Genomic DNA, 16,302 nt, shown 5'->3' with positions numbered 1-16,302 from the left:
GCAAAATAATTCGGCATGCCAAACCCGTTGATCAGGCCGTTTCGACCCGCGCCGATCGCTTCATCATGACGTTCGACGCCATCCGCTCCGACTCCGATTCGTCCGCTTCGACCGCGTTGCCGTTCCGCTTGAGCGTGCTCGACAAGAGCCCGGTCGCGCCGGGAGAAACGGCCACCGACGCGCTTGCGCGCAGCGTGTCGCTCGCGCGCTTCGCCGATGCCGCCGGCTATCACCGCTACTGGCTCGCCGAACATCACAACACCGCCGCGCTCGCGTGCCCGTCGCCGGAGATCCTGATCGCGCACGTGCTCGCGCATACGCGGCGCATTCGCGTCGGCTCGGGCGGCGTGATGCTGCAGCACTACAGTCCGTACAAGATCGCGGAAAACTTCAACCTGCTCGCGTCGCTGGCGCCGGGCCGCGTCGATCTCGGCATCGGCAAGGCGCCGGGCGGCCTGCCGCTGTCGACGCGCGCTCTGCAGGCCGGCTACGATCCCGCGCGGCGCGCGTCGTTCGCCGATCTGGCCGACGAACTGAATCGTCATCTTCAGGGCGCAGCCACGGCTGCCGATACGACCGGGCAGGATGACGCCACGCTGCATGCGACGCCGCGCCCGCCCGAGCCCGCACAACCGTTCCTGCTCGGCGCCAGTGCGGAAAGCGCCGCGCTCGCGGCGCGGCTCGGCTGGGCGTTCGTCTACGCGTCGCATTTGAACGCCTCACCGACCGATCTGGAACGCGCGTTCGATGCATACCGCAGCGCATCCGGCGGCCGCACGCCGCTGCTCGCGGTCTCCGCGATCGTCGCGGCAACCCGCGACGCGGCCGCGCAGCTGGCGAGCGGACATCAGGGCTTTCGCGTGCAGGTGGGCGACACGCCTGCCGTCAACGTCGGCAGCCTCGATCAGGCGCACGCCTATATCCGGCAGGCAGGCGGCGGGCCCCATCGCATCGATCCGCGCGAAACGCGGATCGTGCACGGCACGCGCGACGACGTGCTGCACGAACTGCACGCATTGCATCGCCGCCACGGGATTGACGAATTCGTCATCGATACGCCGCTCGCCGATGCCGCACCGCGTATTGCGTCGCTGCGGCTGCTGGCAGGCGCGTCGGCCGACGAGCACGGCGCGGCGGCGTCGCGATACCGGCCCGATGCGCGGGAATCGCGCGAGCGCGCCGCGACGCCGCAACCGGACTTCGAGGGCACCGCGCGATGACCGATACGATCCGCATCGCCGGCACGGACGACGTGCCGGCCCTTTACGCGCTGCTGCAGGATGCGTATGCGCCGCTCGTGCCGCAGGGCGTGCTTTTCACGATCACGCGCTCGCCGATCGAGCGCGTCGCGCAAACCGTTGCGCGCGAAACCACGTTCGTGCTCGAACACACGACACCGGAAGGCCGACCGGCCCTCGCGGCCACGCTGACCGTGCGCTTTCCATGGGTATCCGGCGAACGCCACCGCATGCCGTATCCGTTCCTCCACTGGTTCGCGGTCGCGCCCGCGTTCAAGCGGCAGCGGTTCGGGCACGCACTGATCGAGCACGTCGAATCGCGGTTCCTGGCCGCGCAGGTGAAGGCGCCCGCGACCTATCTCGCGACCGCGACCAACCATCCGTGGCTGCAGCCGTACTACGAACGTAACGGCTACCTGCCGTTCGATCGCTCGACGAATGCGCTCGGCACGCCGCTCGTCTGGCTGCGGAAAATCCTGCTCCCGGATCTCTATCGCGATGCGGCGGCGGACGATGCCACCGCGCACGACGTGCCGCTCCACGCAAACGCGTGACGCCCCCTCCTCCGGGCTTCGCGCACCGCATCCCCTGCTACCCACCTCGTGAAAGGCTGCCACGCATGACATTCGCATTTCCGGATTCCGCTCTCCGCGCTTCGCGCCGTACCGCCTCGGCCGCGCTGCTGGTCGCGCTCGCGTTCCCGCATGCGGCGTTCGCACAGGGCACGCCCGTCTCCGGAGGCGCGCTGACCTGGGGCGTCGAAACGGAGCCGCGCACGCTGAACCCGCAACTGAACGGCCAGGACAAGGTCGAGCTGCTCCTGCGCAACGCATACGAAAGCCTGCTCGCACAGAAGCCGGACGGCAGCTACGTGCCGTGGCTCGCGACCGGCTACAAGGTCTCCGCCGACGGCAAGACGTATACGTTCACGCTGCGCGACGGCGTGAAGTTCACCGACGGCGCGCCGTTCGACGCGAAGGCCGTGGCGCGCAATTTCCTGAACGCGCGCGAACTGTCGTACTCCGCCGGCAGCCAGCTCGCGCGACTGATCTCGCACGTCGCGGACGTGAAGACACCGGACGAGCACACGGTCGCGATCACGCTCGATGCACCGTATGCGCCGTTCCTGACATTCGCCGGCCGGCTGCCGCTGCTGTCGCCGAACGCGTTCGACCGACCGAGCCTGAAATCGGGCGGCCCCGACATCGCGGGCACCGGCCCGTTCATCCTGCGCCGCTACGTCAAGGGGCAGGAAATCGAATTCGCGAAGAACCCCGACTATCGCTGGGCGCCGCCGACGGCGGGCCACCAGGGCCCCGCGTACCTGGACCGGATCGTCTACCGGTTCCTGCCCGAATCGTCCGTGCGCACCGGCGCGCTGCTGTCCGGTCAGGTCGACGTGATCGAAGGCGTGTCCGGCAACGACGCCGCGCTGATCCGCAAGAACGCCGATTTCACCTACCGCCGCGCGCTCAACACCGGCACGCCCTACTCGCTGTTCCTGAACGTCGGCTACGGTCCCACGCAGGATGTGAAGGTGCGCCGGGCGCTGCTGGAAGGCCTCGACATAACGGGCATCGTGCAGTCGATCTACCGCGGCGAGCGCACGCGTGCATGGGGCGTCACGTCGCCGATCGATCCGCTCTATGTCGCGTCGATCGAAAAGACTTACGGCAACAACCCGAAGCTCGCGAACCAGTTGCTGGACGAAGCCGGCTGGAACATCCGCGACAGCGGCGGTTACCGCACGAAGAACGGCGAACGGCTGACGATCGCGGTGATCCAGGCGCAGGCAACGGTGCGCGACCAGCGCGACGTGCTGCTGCAGGCACTGCAGGCGCAGGCGCGGCAGCGACTCGGCGTCGACCTGAAGATCCAGTACGTCGACGACGGCACGTACGTCGAAGCGCGCAAGAGCGGCAAGTTCGGCTCGATCGCGAATTCGAACACACCGCCGGACGGCATCGACATCGAAGGCCACTACCTGCCCGTCGATCGCGGCGGCGCGTTGAACTACAGCCGTGCGGCAGCGCCCGAGCTGACGCGCTGGCTGCAGGCGGCCGCACGCACGCAGAACATCGCGGAACGCAAGAAGCTGTACGGCGAGCTGCAGCACTTCGCGATCAACGAGCAGGCGTACGCGGTGCCGCTGTACGAGCCCGAAGACCAGATCGCCGCCGCGAAGGCCGTCCAGGGGCTGCGCTTCCGCTCGTTCGCGCAGATGCCCGAGAACCCGTACGACGTGTGGATCAAGAAGTAGGCGGGCGCGTCGAGCGTTGCCCCGCACGCCGCGCCAAACCGACAGGAGATATCGCACATGAACCCTTCGCCTTCCGCTCCCGTCCCCGTCCCGGACGCGCTGCCGGCCGCACGCTCGCTGGCCCCCTGGCGCCGCTGGCTGCATTCGCCGGTCACGACGCGGCTCGCGACCGGCGCGCTCGTACTGTGGGCCGCGGTCACGCTGTCGTTCGCGGCCGTGCATCTCGCACCGGGCGACATCGTCGGCATCCTGATCGGCGAGCAGCTGAGCACGCCGGAGATCGAAGCGGCGATCCGCCGGGAATGGGGACTCGACGAACCGCTGCCGCTGCAATACGTGCACTACCTGTGGCGCCTGCTGCACGGCGAGTTCGGCCGCTCGTACATCCTGAACACCGACGTCGCACCGCTCGTGCTCGGCCAGCTGTGGCCGACGCTGAAGCTCACGGGCGCGGCGTTCGTCGTGACGATCGCGTTCGCGGTCGGCCTCGCCGTGCTCACGGCCGGTCGCCGCTGGGCGGGGCGCGCGGCATCCGGCGTCGAGCTGCTGCTCGCGTCGACGCCGTCGTTCTGGCTCGGCATCATGCTGCTGTTCGTGTTCAGCTTCACGCTGAAGCTGTTCCCGGTGGCCGGCGATCGCGGCTTCGCGTCGCTCGTCCTGCCCGCGCTGTCGCTCGGGCTCGCACAGGGCGCCGTGATCGGCCGCGTGCTGCGGCAAGGCATCGAGCGCGCGCTCGACGAGCCGTATGCGCTCACGGTGCGTTCGTGGGGCGTCGGCGGCCTCGCGCTGCGCGTGCGCCATGCGCTGCGCCACGCGGCGCTGCCGGCCGTCACGCTCGCCGGCTGGCTCGTGGGCGGGCTGCTCAGCGGCGCCGTCATCACCGAGCAGGTGTTCGGCCGGCCGGGCCTCGGCAAGGTAACCGTCGACGCGGTGCTGTCGAAGGACATGCCGGTGATCCTGGCGATCGCGATCCTGTCCGCGGCGATTTACGTCGCGCTCAGCACCGCCGTTGACCTGCTGTACCTGCTGATCGATCCGCGCCTGCGCGATCGCCGCGCACCGCGCTGAACCGGAGGCTTCGATGTCCACTCCCGTCGATCTCACGTTGCGCGCCCCGGCGACATCCGCCGCAGCCGGCTGGCTGCGCCGCCATCCGGGCCTCGCGCTGGCTGCCGTCTATCTGTTGTTGAACGCGATTGCGGTCATCGCACCGGGCTGGCTCGCGCACTACGATCCGCTGGCCGCCGATCCGCTGTCCGCGCAGCTCGGCAGCAGTGCCGAGCACTGGCTCGGCACCGACCAGCTGGGCCGCGACATCTTCTCGCGCGTCGTGTACGGCGCACGCTACTCGCTGTCGATCAGCGCGGCCGCGATCGGCGTCGCGACGCTGTTCGGCACCGCGCTCGGGCTGTTTGCCGGCCTTGCGCGCGGCTGGCTCGACGAGCTGATCACGCGCGTGCTCGACGTCGTGTCCGCATTCCCCGACCTGCTGCTCGCGCTGATGCTGATCTCGTTCACCGGCCCCGGCGCGGTGAACCTCGTGTTCGCGCTCGGCGTCGCGTCGGTGCCGCGCTTCGCGCGCGTGGTGCGGGCGCAAACCTTCGTCGTCGCGGCTTCCGGCTACGTCGAGCACGCGCGCACGCTCGGCCTCGCACCGGCGGTGCTGGTCTGGCGGCACGTGCTGCCGCATGCGATCGCGCAGGTGCCGGTGCTCGCGACGATCGGGCTCGGCACCGCGATCATCGGCACGTCGGGACTGAGCTTCCTGGGCATGGGGCCGCAGCCGCCCGCCGCCGAATGGGGGTTGATGCTCGCCGAGGGCCGCAACTATCTGTACAACGCATGGTGGATCGCGGTGTGGCCCGGCGTCGCGATCACCGCGGCCGTGATCGCCGTGAATGCGCTCGGCGGCTACTGGCAGGCGCGCTTCGAACGCAGGGAGGCAGCATGAGCACGATCGCATCCGCTGCACCGGCAACGCCGGCCCGCGCCGCACCGCTGGTTCGCATCGAGCGCCTGACGATCGGCTTTCGCGGCGCGCACGGCACGCAGCCCGTCGTCGGACCGCTCGACCTCGCCGTGCATGCCGGCGAATGCGTCGCGCTCGTCGGCGAATCGGGTTCCGGCAAGTCGGTCACCGCACGCAGCCTCGTCGGGCTGAACGGACCCAACGCGGTGATCGACGCCGAACGCTTCGAGATCGCCGGCGCCGACGCGCGCGGCCATCGCGAACGCGACTGGCGCGCGATACGCGGGCGCCGGATCGGCTACGTGCTGCAGGACGCGCTGGTGTCGCTCGATCCGCTGTGGCGCGTGCGCGACCTCGTCGCCGAGGCGCTGCGCAACACGCGCGGGCGCGATGTCGCGGCGCGCAGCGCCGACCTGCTGCGTGCGGTCGGCATCGACGATCCCGAGCGGCGGCTGCCGCAGTATCCGCACCAGTTGTCCGGCGGCTTGCGGCAGCGTGTGCTGATCGGCACCGCGATCGCGGGCGGCGCATCGCTGCTGATCGCCGACGAGCCGACCACCGCGCTCGACATGACCGTGCAGCGCCAGATCCTGTCGCTGCTGCGCGCGCGCCGCGATGCCGGCGACGCGGTGCTGCTGATCAGCCACGATCTCGCGGTCGTCGCCGAGCTCGCCGATCGCGTGCTCGTGATGCGCGCCGGCCAGGTCGTCGAACAGGGCCCGGCGCGCGACGTGCTGACCGCGCCGGCACACCCGTACACGCGCGAATTGCTGGCGGCGATTCCCACCGCCGCATCGCGCGGGTTCCGGCTCGCGACCGCCGCGCGCGTGCCGCTGCCGCCGAAGCGCATCGATACGCAGGCACCGGTACTGGCCGTCGACGCGCTGACGAAACGCTACGGCGATCGCGCCGCGCCGGCCGCGGTCGACGGCGTGTCGTTCACGCTCGCACGCGGCGAGACGCTCGGCATCGTCGGCGAATCCGGCTCCGGCAAGTCCACGGTCGCACGGATCGTGCTCGGGCTCGTCGAGCCGGACAGCGGCACCGTCGCGCTCGACGGCCAGCCGTGGAGCGGTGTGCCGGAAGCCGCACGCCGCGCGCGTCGCGCCCGGCTGCAACTGATCGCGCAAGACCCGTACAGCTCGTTCGACCCGCGCTACTCGGTCGGACAGATCGTCGGCGAAAGCCTCGACCCGACCGGTGTCCGCGGCGATGCGCGTCGTCGCCGCGTGCTGCAACTGCTCGATGAGGTGCAGCTCGGCGCCGGTTGCATCGACCGCTACCCGCGCGAATTGTCCGGCGGGCAGCGGCAGCGTGTCGCGATTGCGCGCGCGTTCGCGTCGAACCCGGCGCTGCTCGTCGCGGACGAACCCGTCAGCGCGCTCGACGTGTCGATCCAGGCGCAGGTGCTGGATCTGCTTGCCGATCTGCAGGCCGAGCACGGCACCGCGATGCTGTTCATCTCGCACGATCTCGGCGTCGTGCATCACGTCGCCGACAGGATCCTCGTGATGCGCGGCGGCCGGGTGGTCGAAAGCGGCCCGGTCGAGCGCGTGTTCGGCGCGCCGTCGCACCCGTACACCGCGTCGCTGCTCGATGCGCTGCCGACGCTGGCCGGCGCGCGTGCCGCGCCGCCGCTCGTCGCGCTCGCATGATCTTTGCCCGTTCCCGCTGAACCTCCGCCATCAGACCGCTACGGCGTCGAACCGGTAGCCCCGGCTTCCACGCGAACGCCGCCACGTTCACTTCCGACGTTTTCGGCAGCCGCTCGCGCGATATGACGATAGGCCGTCGGCGCATGTCCGGACATGCGCTTGAACGCGTTACTGAATGCGCTTTCGGACGAATAGCCGAGCGATTGTGCAAGCAGGGCGACCGGAATGCGCTCGTCGCGCAAACGGCGCTCCGCAACCCGCATGCGCCACTGGCCGAGATAGGTCAGCGGCGCGACGCCGGCGCTCGCCCTGAAGTGCGCAGCGAACGTGGTTCGTGACATCGCGCACGCGGCGGCAAGCTCGTCCAGATGCCATGCGCGTGCGGGATCGCCGTGCATCAGTCGCAGTGCGGGTGCGATGCGTGGGTTGCTCAACGCGCGCAACCATCCCGCCAGGGGCGCGGACGTGTTCAGATGGGCGCGCAGTATCTGAATGAAAAGCAGTTGCGAAAGCTGGGCCGAGACGAGCTGCGCGCCGGGCAGATCGGCCGCTCGCTCTTCCACGAGTTGCTCGAGAAGCCAGCGCACCTTCACGGCCTGCGGCGATGCGGCCGGTACGTGAATCCACGGCGGCAGTACGTCCGACAGCAAGTTGCCGGTTACCGGATCGAGCAGGACGTGTCCACCGATGTGGGCGAAGTCATCGCCGTCACCCAGTTTCACCGCCGACTTGCCCGCGCCCGAGAACAACGTCATCGCATCGACAGGTGGAACGCCAGGGTCGCTCGCGAGAACGAAGGACCGTTTTGCCGTCAGCAGACCGACATCCCCGCCTGCGAAGCGGATCGGCGTTTCCTCTCCGTCGATGGAGACCCAGCACGTGCCCTTCACCACCGCGAAGAATTTGATCTTGTCGGGTGCCGGAAAGCGAATGGCCCAAGCGCCGCCGGCCGAGAAGCCTCCCGTTGCCAGCGATTCGGCGTTCGCGAGTCTCAGGATGTCGGAGAAGGGGTCGTCACTCATCATCGTACTGTCGCGCAAGTAAATCGCACTATAAAGCATTAACACGCGGCAGACCGGCCCTTAACCTTCCGGTTCTTCGTCCCTGACATTCAACGACATGAACAGCACATCCAGCCTCGAATCGGTTCTCGTAACGGGCGGCACCGGCTTCATTGCACAACACTGCATCCTGGCGCTGCTGCATCGCGGCTATCAGGTACGAACCACCGTCCGCTCGCTCACGCGCGAGACGCAGGTGCGCGCCCAGCTCGAAAGAGGCGGCGCAGAACCCGGAGATCGCCTGTCATTCGTCGAGGCGGATCTCCTCGCCGACGACGGCTGGCAACAGGCAACCGCCGGCTGCGCCTACGTCGTGCATGGCGCGTCGCCCACGCCCACCGGCACGCAGACGAGTGAAGACGATTGGGTCAAGCCCGCCGTGGCAGGCACGCTGCGCGTGCTGCGTGCGGCGCGGGACGCGGGTGCAAAGCGCGTCGTGCTGCCCTCCGCTTTCGGTGCGATCTGCGCCGGACACGGGCCAATGAGCCGCCCCTTCGACGAGACCGACTGGAGCAACCTGACGGCCGCCGATGTCTGGCCTTATCAGAAGTCGAAGACGTTGTCGGAACGCGCGGCATGGGACTTCATCGCGCGAGAAGGACGCGGCATGCAACTGTCCGCGATCAACCCGGTGACGGTTGTCGGGCCCGTGCTCGGCGACGACTATTCGCACTCCATCCGCCTGATCAGGGGCATGCTGAACGGCCAGCCCGGCAATCCGCGCATCAATTCCGGCTTCGTCGACGTGCGCGACGTCGCCGACCTGCATGTGCGGGCGATGACCCTCGACGCCGCGAACGGAGAGCGCTTCATTGCCATTGCCGGCGAAAGCATGTGGCTCGCCGAAGCCGCGCAGGTGCTCAAGGCGCGCATGGGGGATGCCGCGCGCCATGTGTCCACCCGGGTGCTGCCCGACTGGCTGGTGCGCATCGGCGCACTCAGGGATCCTGCGCTGCGAGGATCGCTGCCGTTGCTCGGCCGCAACCTGAACGCCACCAGCCAGAAGGCCGTCAGCTTGCTCGGCTGGTCGCCCCGCCCGCGCGAGGACGCCATTGTCGCCACGGCCGAAAGCCTCGTGCGCCTCGGGCTGCTGCGCGATGCCGGCCAGCGATAACGGCAGCGGATTTCATCGCCCTTCGTCGCATGACTACTCAGTCTTGCGACGAGCGCATCGACACGTCGCCGATCTGCACTCCTCTCAACCCTTCTCGCAACGCCGTCACATTGGCCACACCGTTCAGTTGCTCGAACTCCCGTTGCGCTTCCTGCCAGAGCGGGGAGGCTCTTTCGTGCAGGCGCCGTCCCTCCTCGGTGAGTTCGACGAGGCGGCTGCGGCCGTCGGTGGGCGACGGCTTGATCGTGACGAAGCCGTCGCGCTCCAGGAAGCCAACCATCTTCCCCATCGCCGTTCGTTCGATATCGAGCCGTTCGGCAAGGGCGTTGACCGGCGTACTTCCCACTTCGCGCAGGGCGGCCAGCGTGAGGAATTGCGTGATGCGCAAGCCCGAGGGCTCGAGATGACTATCGTAGAGTCGGGTGATCTGCCTGCTCGCCTTCCTTACGGTGAAGCAGTTGCATTGATCGATGCCAAGCGGCTGGTTGACGGGCAACATCGGGTGCACTCCTGATTTCGGTTCCTTGCGCGAACGCTACGCACGCGTCGCGCAAAGGTATGGTCGTATCCATCGATGATAGCCGGGAGCGACAACGCTGGCACACGATCCGCGCACCTCGTGTCTCGCCGCCGAATCCGGCTCGTGTCGACCGCGGTGTTCAAAGCCCGGCCGGCGGCGTGATGTAGCCGGGTATCTCGGCCGCAAGCGTGCTCTTCAGCACCGCGGTCCCCTCGTCGGCCATGACCTCGCTCTTGCCGGCGACGAGCGCGTCATAGGTCCGTCGTACGACGTCACCGGGACTGGCTTTGGGCACGTCGATGCCGTTGGTCAGATCGGTATCCACGAACCCGACGTGCAAGCCGAGAACCTGGATGCCGCGCTCGCGCAGGTAAAAGCGAAGCTGGTTCGTGTAGCTCCAGGCGGCGGCTTTCGACGCGGCATACGGCGTGAGATTCGGCCGCGGGAGCCACACGATGTCGGAAAGCACGTTGATGATCGCGGCATGCGGCTGGGCCGCGAGGATCTGTTCGAAGGCCTGCGTGACGCGCACCACGCCGTAGTAGTTGGTATCGAACAAGCGGGCGGACTGCGCTTGCACGTCGGCCGCCAAAGGCCCGTCGATCAGCGCGGCAATGCCCGCGTTGTTGATCAGCAGGGTCGTGTCGGCCGCCCGTTTCGCGGCCTCGGCGATCGACGCCGGATCCGTGACATCGATCCTGACCGGCACGATGCCCGGCTCGTCGAAACCGCTCGTGTTGCGCATACCGGCGTACACTTTCGCCGCCCCGCGCCGCAGCGCCTCGCGTGCAAAAGCGAGGCCCAGGCCGCGATTGGCACCGGTGATGAAGACGGTGGCGTTCTTGATATCCATGACAAGCTCCTGTTTCAAAAGCCGCGTGCCGGGGGCGTGTCGACGCCCGCCACGAGCACGCGGGTGCCTGGCTCAAAGAAAGACGTGCTCCGGCAACTGCTTCGAAAGCGACTCACGCAGATGGGTCGCGAGCGTCAGTACGGCGCCAAGCGGGCTCATTCGCACGCTGACTCGCGGCACCGAGCCGTCGGCATTGCGATCGACGACCACGACCGCGCTCAGCGTCTCGCCGCTCGTCAGTACGGCCTCGTATTCGAGAAAGAGCCGTGAGCCGACGGCCTGAACAAACGTGGGCGTCTGCGAGACGTAAAAGGTCCCGACGGCGTCGACGGCGAGCCGGATTTCGTCGCGCCCGGTCACGGGCGTGCGCAACACCGAGCTGACCAGTTCGGCATCGGCCGTCAGATCATCGAGAAACGGGTGACGATCAGGCTGGATGGGTGACATGTTCAAACCCCTCGATTCGTTTCAGGGACGTGTTCACACGAATGCGGCCCGATATTTCTCGACGAACTGCTGGACCGACAGCGGCGGCGTTCCGGTGATCTTCTCGACGGCGTCGTTGGTGCCCGAGAAGATTCCGTCTCGGTAGTTCTGCGCGACTTCGACCAGATGCTGCGTGAGGAACGGCGGAAACTTGTAAAGGGTCTCCATCTTGATCCGGAATTCCTCGATGGAAGTCGGCGCGTATTCGATCCGGGCGCCGAGAACCTCGCTCATCGCCTCTGCGATCTCGACGTGGTTCATCTCGACGGGGCCGTGCAGCGTGTAGGTCTTGCCCTCGTGGCCTTCGGGTTTGGCGAGGAGGTGGGCGATCACGCGTCCCTGGTCGTCGCTGGCGATGGGCGCGTGACGGCCGTTGCCAAACGGAAATTCGATCTTCTTCGTGGCCCATATCTCCCGCGCAAAATGCGGATAGACGAGCCAGTCGGCAAAGAAGGTCGGGCGCAAATGCGTCGTCGCGACGCCCGACCAATCGAAGACCTGCTCGGAGACCCAGTGATCCTGTGCCGCGTGGCTCAGCGACGCCCGACGCGCGGAAATCTGCGACATGTTGACGATCGCCGTGACCCCCGCTTCCTTTGCCGCCTGTGCGAAATAGGCTGCGGCCCCGATGATCCCCGGCGCGATCGGATGAAGGAAATACGCCGATCGGATGCCTTCCATCGCTGCCCGAATGTCGTCGATGCCGGTGAAGTCGCCGATCGCGACATCGACGCCGCGCTGCCTCAGGGCGGCCGCCCGATCGTCATCGGTGCGCACGTAGGCACGTACGCGTTTGTGCATCTTGAGCAGTTCGTCGATCGCCATACCTCCGGTGCGTCCGGTTGCACCGCTCACAAGAATCTCAGGCTCGTTCATCGTTTCGCTCCGTTCGAAAGTGGGAGCATATGCTCCCTTGAGACGAAGAATAGGAGCATGTGCTCTCAACGTCAAGTTTTTTTGGTTGGCGCCCCGGATAACATCACGCCGGGTTCGGCAGGCGGCATTGGTGGCGAGCATCGAGGCGGAGAGCGTTCCGTCTGAACTCAGCGCTTCGACCGGCCATGCGTTGTACGCCCGCGAAATAGTCGCGATAAGCAAAGCGGGAATCGTTGTTTGCCGCGCCGTGCCCGGTTGCCGAAAATCATCGTTTCCCCGCGCGGCTCCCGCGTGCTACACGCGCTCGACCATGACCGATTCCCGTTTTCCTCCCCGAGCACCGCGCTCCGGCCGGCGCGCGGCGCTGCGCCAGCTCGCCGGCGGCTGGGCGGCCGCGATGCTGCCCACCGGCGGCGCGCTCGCGAGCCAGCCGCTCGACGTGCCTCCGTGGACACGCGCGCCCGGTGCGCCGCTGCTGTCGCCACCGTACGGCGCGCCGGGGCAGCACGAGCGCGACGTGATCCGTCGCAGCGCCCGCACGCCCGCGCTGCCCGGCTCCGGCTCGTCGATGACGCCGCTCGCCGACCTGTTCGGCGACATCACGCCGAACGGGCTCGTCTACGAGCGTCATCACGCGGGCGTGCCGGATATCGATGCGCAGCGCCATCGCGTCGTCGTGCACGGCCTCGTGCACGAGCCGCGCGTCTTCACGATCGACGACCTGCTGCGTTTTCCGTCCGAATCGCGGATCCACTTCCTCGAATGCTCGGGCAACACGGGCAGCGAATGGAACGGCCCGAGCGGGCTGCCCGTTCAGTTCACGCACGGGTTGCTGTCGTGCTGCGAATGGACCGGCGTCCGGCTGTCGACGCTGCTCGATGAAACGGGCGTCGATGCCGACGCACGCTGGCTGCTCGCCGAAGGCGCGGACGGCGCGGCGATGACGCGCAGCCTGCCGCTCGACCGGATCCTCGAGCGCGCGCTGGTCGTCTATGCGCAGAACGGCGAACGGCTGCGCCCGGAGAACGGCTACCCGGTGCGGCTGATCGTGCCGGGTTTCGAAGGCAATACGAACATCAAGTGGCTGCGACGGCTGAAACTGGTGCGCGCGCCGGAGATGACGCGCGAGGAAACGTCGAAATATACGAATCTGCTGCCCGACGGCTGCGCGCGCCAGTTCGTGTTCGAGATGGACGCGAAGTCGGTCATCACGCGGCCATCGGCCGGGCACCGGCTCGCCGCGCACGGCTATTACCCGATCAGCGGCTACGCGTGGTCGGGCCGTGGCCGAATTCGCGCCGTCGACGTGTCGACCGACGGCGGTCGCACGTGGCGGCCGGCACGGCTCGCCGGCGACGTACGCGATCGTGCGTTGACGCGCTTCGAGGCCGACTGGATATGGCGCGGCGAGCCGGCCGACCTGCAAAGCCGGGCGACCGACGAAACCGGCTACGTGCAGCCGACCCGCGACGCGCTCGTCGCCGCGCGCGGCCTGAACTCGCAGTATCACTACAACGGTATCCAGAACTGGCGCGTCGGCACGGACGGCGAGGTGCGCAATGCGTAAGGTGCTCGTTTGCCTGCTGGCGGGCTGCGCGATAACGTCGGGCGCGTTCGGCGCCGGCTTCGGCCTCGGACAGCCGGTCGATCGCGCGGCGCTCGCCGCGTGGGACATCGACGTCGCCCCGGACGGCACCGGCCTGCCACCCGGCGCGGGCACGGTCGCACGCGGCGGCCACGTGTTCGCCGACAAATGCGCGATGTGTCACGGCGCCGGCGGCGAAGGCGGCGTCGGCGATCCTCTCGTGGGCGGCATCGGCTCGCTCGCGAGCGCGAAGCCCAAAAAGACGGTCGGCAGCTACTGGCCGTACGCGACGACGCTGTTCGACTACATCCGCCGTGCGATGCCGTACAACGCGCCGCAATCGCTGAGCGCGGACGACGTCTATGCGGTCACCGCGTACGTCCTCCACCTGAACGGCATCGTGCCCGGCGACGCCCAACTCGACGCGCGCACGCTACCGCGCGTGAAGATGCCGAACCGCGACGGCTTCGTGCCCGACCCGAGGCCGGGCAAGCTGTGACCCGTCCCGCTCCGCTTGCCGCCGCATCAAGCAGTGCACCCGCGCGCGTCGCGCCATGCGTCGCGCGAATCGATCGCATCACGGGCAGTCATTCGGTGGGCCCTTGTTCGGATAGATTGGAGAACGTCGCGGCAGCGCGCGACGCGGTATCCGTCACGCCGCGCACGTGACGTGCCGTCCGCAAGTATTGGGACCCACCCGCCCCGCGCGAGGGGCCGATTTCAGCTTACGTCACGCATGCGCCGGGACTAATCGCGTCCCGACGCGTCAGTGCTGAATGCCCCAGCGCCGCACGGTCGCGCGTTCGAGCGTATCGAACACGAGGTTCTCGACCAGCAGCCCGATCACGATGACGGCCGCGAGGCCCGCGAACACGCGATCCGTGTACAGCTCGTTGCGGTTCTGGAAGATGTACCAGCCGAGCCCGCCTTGCCCCGCGCTCGCGCCGAACACGAGCTCGGCCGCGATCAGCGTGCGCCACGCGAATGCCCAGCCGACGCGCAGCCCCGACAGGATCGACGGCAGCGCGGCAGGCACGAGGATCAGCGCGATCTGGCGCAGGCCGGTGAGCCCGTAGTTGCGTCCGGCCATTTTCAGCGTGACGGGTACGCCGGCGAAGCCGGTATACATGCTCAGCGCGAGCGGCCACAGCACCGCATGCACGAGCACGAACAGCAGGCTTCCGGTGCCGAGCCCGAACCACAGCAGCGCGATCGGCAACAACGCAATCGACGGCAGCGGATTGAACATCGACGTGAGCATCGTCAGCAGATCGCGGCCGATGCGCGTCGATACCGCGAGCGACGTCAGCGCGAACGCCAGCAGCACGCCCAGCGCATAGCCGCGGAGCAGAACCGACATCGAGATGCCCGTCTTGACGAGCAGTTCGCCCGACTCGATGCCCTGCACGAACGCAGCCAGCGTCGCGCCGAAGGTCGGGACGAGCAGATCGTTCGCGACGATGCGCGCGACGATCTCCCAGACGGCGATCAGCACGAGCGCGATGACGCTGCGGCGAAACCACGCTGCGCCGGCGATGCGGCGCAGCAGCGGCGCGGGCGCCGCGCGTTCGGCGTCGGGCAGCGCGTCGAGCGTGCGCGTGTATTCGTCGCGCACGGGCGGCCGCGGCGGCAGGGCCGGATCGATCGTACTCATGATGCGGCGTCCTCGGTCGTCGGTACGTGCGGTGCGTCGGTGTCGAACAGCAGGCGGTGAATCCGGGCGACGTTGTCGCGGAAGTCGCCGGTATCGACGTTGTCGAGCGAATGCTCGTGGCTGTTGAGCTCCGCGCGCACGCGGCCCGGATGCGGCGACAGCAGCAGAATCCGGTTGCCGACCACGAGCGCCTCCTCGATCGAGTGCGTGACGAACAGCAGCGTGAAGCGGAACTCGTCCCACAGCCGCAGCAGTTCCTCCTGCATCTTGCGGCGCGTGAGCGCATCGAGCGCCGCGAACGGCTCGTCCATCAGCAGCACGCGCGGCTGCATCGCCAGCGCCCTCGCAATCGCGACGCGCTGCTTCATGCCGCCCGACAGCGTATGCGGATAGGCATCGGCAAACGTGCCGAGGCCGACCTTGTCGAGATAGTGCAGCGCGCGCTCGCGTGCTTCGACGCGCGACAGCTTCGCGGCGACGCGCAACGGAAACGCGACGTTCTCGGCGACCGTCTTCCACGGCGGCAACTGATCGAACTCCTGGAACACGACGATGCGGTCGGGCCCCGGCCCGCTTACGGGCCGGCCGTCGAGCGCGATCGAACCCGAGACGGGCTCGATGAAGCCGGCGATCGCCTTCAGCAACGTCGACTTCCCGCACCCCGACGGGCCGAGCAGCACGAAGCGGTCGCTGCCGTACACGTCGAAGCTCACCTGATGCGTCGCGCGAACGATCCGCGCGCCGCTGCGGTATTCGAGGCTGACCTGGTCGATCGCCAGCAGGCGTTCGCTGTGCGTGCCGGCCTGCGCGGCGTTCGCGGCCGGGCGATCGTCGGCACGCGTATCGGGCACGGCAGACGTGGCCGGCGACGCGCCGCCACGTGCCGCATACGGCGGCAACCAGGTTCGGGGAGAAGTGGCGTTCACGATCGAATCTCTTGCGGGAAAAGCATCAACATACGGCCGGGCACCGTGTGGACCAACCATCGATTGCGCATATCGAAACCGCGCCGACGCATAAGCGTCGATCGC

General features: G+C 68.2%; 16 protein-coding genes. 9 read left to right on the top strand and 7 right to left on the bottom strand.

Annotated features, from left to right (window positions below; all coding sequences use genetic code 11):
* Positions 1-65 precede the first annotated feature (65 nt).
* From ACTJLD_RS20675 to ACTJLD_RS20650, 6 genes are all read left to right on the top strand, one after another.
* Positions 66-1,220 carry an MsnO8 family LLM class oxidoreductase gene (locus ACTJLD_RS20675; protein ID WP_440659520.1) on the top strand — a complete coding sequence of 385 codons (1,155 nt, stop codon included), beginning with the start codon at positions 66-68 and terminating at the stop codon, positions 1,218-1,220.
* Complete coding sequence (locus ACTJLD_RS20670; RefSeq protein WP_440659519.1) at positions 1,217-1,792, top strand: GNAT family N-acetyltransferase; 576 nt, start codon at positions 1,217-1,219, stop codon at positions 1,790-1,792. The genes ACTJLD_RS20675 and ACTJLD_RS20670 overlap by 4 nt, the downstream gene beginning before the upstream one ends.
* Before the next feature lie 65 nt (positions 1,793-1,857).
* Entirely contained in the window at positions 1,858-3,498 is a 1,641-nt protein-coding gene (locus tag ACTJLD_RS20665; protein WP_175853052.1) for an ABC transporter substrate-binding protein, read from the top strand.
* A 57-nt stretch (positions 3,499-3,555) separates the two neighbouring features.
* Positions 3,556-4,566, top strand: coding sequence for an ABC transporter permease (locus ACTJLD_RS20660; protein WP_440659518.1), 1,011 nt, complete (start codon positions 3,556-3,558; stop codon positions 4,564-4,566).
* A 13-nt stretch (positions 4,567-4,579) separates the two neighbouring features.
* Positions 4,580-5,449: an ABC transporter permease gene (locus ACTJLD_RS20655; protein WP_081072584.1), complete on the top strand. Its 870-nt coding sequence runs from the start codon at positions 4,580-4,582 to the stop codon at positions 5,447-5,449.
* Positions 5,446-7,122 carry a dipeptide ABC transporter ATP-binding protein gene (locus ACTJLD_RS20650; RefSeq protein ID WP_226178896.1) on the top strand — a complete coding sequence of 559 codons (1,677 nt, stop codon included), beginning with the start codon at positions 5,446-5,448 and terminating at the stop codon, positions 7,120-7,122. The genes ACTJLD_RS20655 and ACTJLD_RS20650 overlap by 4 nt, the downstream gene beginning before the upstream one ends.
* A gap of 38 nt (positions 7,123-7,160) precedes the next feature.
* On the opposite strand, the gene ACTJLD_RS20645 is transcribed toward ACTJLD_RS20650, so the two are convergent.
* Positions 7,161-8,183 (bottom strand): AraC family transcriptional regulator, encoded by a 1,023-nt coding sequence (locus tag ACTJLD_RS20645; RefSeq protein ID WP_176114365.1) that lies wholly within the window; start codon positions 8,181-8,183, stop codon positions 7,161-7,163.
* Between the two features lie 58 nt (positions 8,184-8,241).
* Between ACTJLD_RS20645 and ACTJLD_RS20640 the strand changes: the two genes are divergently transcribed.
* Positions 8,242-9,297, top strand: coding sequence for an SDR family oxidoreductase (locus ACTJLD_RS20640; RefSeq protein WP_440659517.1), 1,056 nt, complete (start codon positions 8,242-8,244; stop codon positions 9,295-9,297).
* Between the two features lie 37 nt (positions 9,298-9,334).
* Here ACTJLD_RS20640 and ACTJLD_RS20635 read toward each other — a convergent pair whose 3' ends face one another.
* The 4 genes from ACTJLD_RS20635 to ACTJLD_RS20620 all read right to left on the bottom strand — a co-directional run bounded on the left by ACTJLD_RS20635 (position 9,335) and on the right by ACTJLD_RS20620 (position 12,032).
* The gene (locus ACTJLD_RS20635; protein WP_060085489.1) at positions 9,335-9,796 is read right to left on the bottom strand and encodes a MarR family winged helix-turn-helix transcriptional regulator; all 462 of its coding nucleotides are present in this window, start codon (positions 9,794-9,796) and stop codon (positions 9,335-9,337) included.
* Between the two features lie 160 nt (positions 9,797-9,956).
* Positions 9,957-10,670, bottom strand: a complete 714-nt coding sequence (locus ACTJLD_RS20630; RefSeq protein ID WP_060359231.1) for an SDR family oxidoreductase — start codon at positions 10,668-10,670, stop codon at positions 9,957-9,959.
* 72 nt (positions 10,671-10,742) lie between these two features.
* Positions 10,743-11,117, bottom strand: coding sequence for a hypothetical protein (locus tag ACTJLD_RS20625; RefSeq protein WP_027789306.1), 375 nt, complete (start codon positions 11,115-11,117; stop codon positions 10,743-10,745).
* 33 nt (positions 11,118-11,150) lie between these two features.
* Positions 11,151-12,032 carry an NmrA family NAD(P)-binding protein gene (locus ACTJLD_RS20620; RefSeq protein ID WP_060319583.1) on the bottom strand — a complete coding sequence of 294 codons (882 nt, stop codon included), beginning with the start codon at positions 12,030-12,032 and terminating at the stop codon, positions 11,151-11,153.
* Between the two features lie 310 nt (positions 12,033-12,342).
* On the opposite strand from ACTJLD_RS20620, the gene soxC reads away from it, so the two are divergent.
* Together soxC and ACTJLD_RS20610 are read left to right on the top strand one after the other, a co-directional pair.
* Complete coding sequence (soxC, locus tag ACTJLD_RS20615) at positions 12,343-13,599, top strand: sulfite dehydrogenase (RefSeq protein WP_321838852.1); 1,257 nt, start codon at positions 12,343-12,345, stop codon at positions 13,597-13,599.
* Positions 13,592-14,116: a c-type cytochrome gene (locus tag ACTJLD_RS20610; RefSeq protein ID WP_027789309.1), complete on the top strand. Its 525-nt coding sequence runs from the start codon at positions 13,592-13,594 to the stop codon at positions 14,114-14,116. The genes soxC and ACTJLD_RS20610 overlap by 8 nt, the downstream gene beginning before the upstream one ends.
* A 267-nt stretch (positions 14,117-14,383) precedes the next feature.
* On the opposite strand, the gene ACTJLD_RS20605 is transcribed toward ACTJLD_RS20610, so the two are convergent.
* Together ACTJLD_RS20605 and ACTJLD_RS20600 are read right to left on the bottom strand one after the other, a co-directional pair.
* Positions 14,384-15,271, bottom strand: coding sequence for an ABC transporter permease (locus ACTJLD_RS20605; RefSeq protein WP_027789310.1), 888 nt, complete (start codon positions 15,269-15,271; stop codon positions 14,384-14,386).
* The gene (locus ACTJLD_RS20600; RefSeq protein ID WP_119336878.1) at positions 15,268-16,257 is read right to left on the bottom strand and encodes an ABC transporter ATP-binding protein; all 990 of its coding nucleotides are present in this window, start codon (positions 16,255-16,257) and stop codon (positions 15,268-15,270) included. The genes ACTJLD_RS20605 and ACTJLD_RS20600 overlap by 4 nt, the downstream gene beginning before the upstream one ends.
* Positions 16,258-16,302 lie beyond the last annotated feature (45 nt).

It is taken from the genome of Burkholderia sp. 22088 (genome assembly GCF_052045915.1).
Classification (GTDB): Bacteria; Pseudomonadota; Gammaproteobacteria; order Burkholderiales; family Burkholderiaceae; genus Burkholderia; species Burkholderia cepacia.
This window is presented reverse-complemented; position numbering and strand designations above follow the sequence as displayed.

Coding starts and splice junctions, on each gene's coding strand:
- ACTJLD_RS20675 (WP_440659520.1), top strand. CDS start 66: ATGACGTTCGACGCCATCCGCTCCGACTCCGATTCGTCCGCTTCGACC.
- ACTJLD_RS20670 (WP_440659519.1), top strand. CDS start 1,217: ATGACCGATACGATCCGCATCGCCGGCACGGACGACGTGCCGGCCCTT.
- ACTJLD_RS20665 (WP_175853052.1), top strand. CDS start 1,858: ATGACATTCGCATTTCCGGATTCCGCTCTCCGCGCTTCGCGCCGTACC.
- ACTJLD_RS20660 (WP_440659518.1), top strand. CDS start 3,556: ATGAACCCTTCGCCTTCCGCTCCCGTCCCCGTCCCGGACGCGCTGCCG.
- ACTJLD_RS20655 (WP_081072584.1), top strand. CDS start 4,580: ATGTCCACTCCCGTCGATCTCACGTTGCGCGCCCCGGCGACATCCGCC.
- ACTJLD_RS20650 (WP_226178896.1), top strand. CDS start 5,446: ATGAGCACGATCGCATCCGCTGCACCGGCAACGCCGGCCCGCGCCGCA.
- ACTJLD_RS20645 (WP_176114365.1), bottom strand. CDS start 8,183: ATGCTTTATAGTGCGATTTACTTGCGCGACAGTACGATGATGAGTGAC.
- ACTJLD_RS20640 (WP_440659517.1), top strand. CDS start 8,242: ATGAACAGCACATCCAGCCTCGAATCGGTTCTCGTAACGGGCGGCACC.
- ACTJLD_RS20635 (WP_060085489.1), bottom strand. CDS start 9,796: ATGTTGCCCGTCAACCAGCCGCTTGGCATCGATCAATGCAACTGCTTC.
- ACTJLD_RS20630 (WP_060359231.1), bottom strand. CDS start 10,670: ATGGATATCAAGAACGCCACCGTCTTCATCACCGGTGCCAATCGCGGC.
- ACTJLD_RS20625 (WP_027789306.1), bottom strand. CDS start 11,117: ATGTCACCCATCCAGCCTGATCGTCACCCGTTTCTCGATGATCTGACG.
- ACTJLD_RS20620 (WP_060319583.1), bottom strand. CDS start 12,032: ATGAACGAGCCTGAGATTCTTGTGAGCGGTGCAACCGGACGCACCGGA.
- soxC (WP_321838852.1), top strand. CDS start 12,343: ATGACCGATTCCCGTTTTCCTCCCCGAGCACCGCGCTCCGGCCGGCGC.
- ACTJLD_RS20610 (WP_027789309.1), top strand. CDS start 13,592: ATGCGTAAGGTGCTCGTTTGCCTGCTGGCGGGCTGCGCGATAACGTCG.
- ACTJLD_RS20605 (WP_027789310.1), bottom strand. CDS start 15,271: ATGAGTACGATCGATCCGGCCCTGCCGCCGCGGCCGCCCGTGCGCGAC.
- ACTJLD_RS20600 (WP_119336878.1), bottom strand. CDS start 16,257: ATGGTTGGTCCACACGGTGCCCGGCCGTATGTTGATGCTTTTCCCGCA.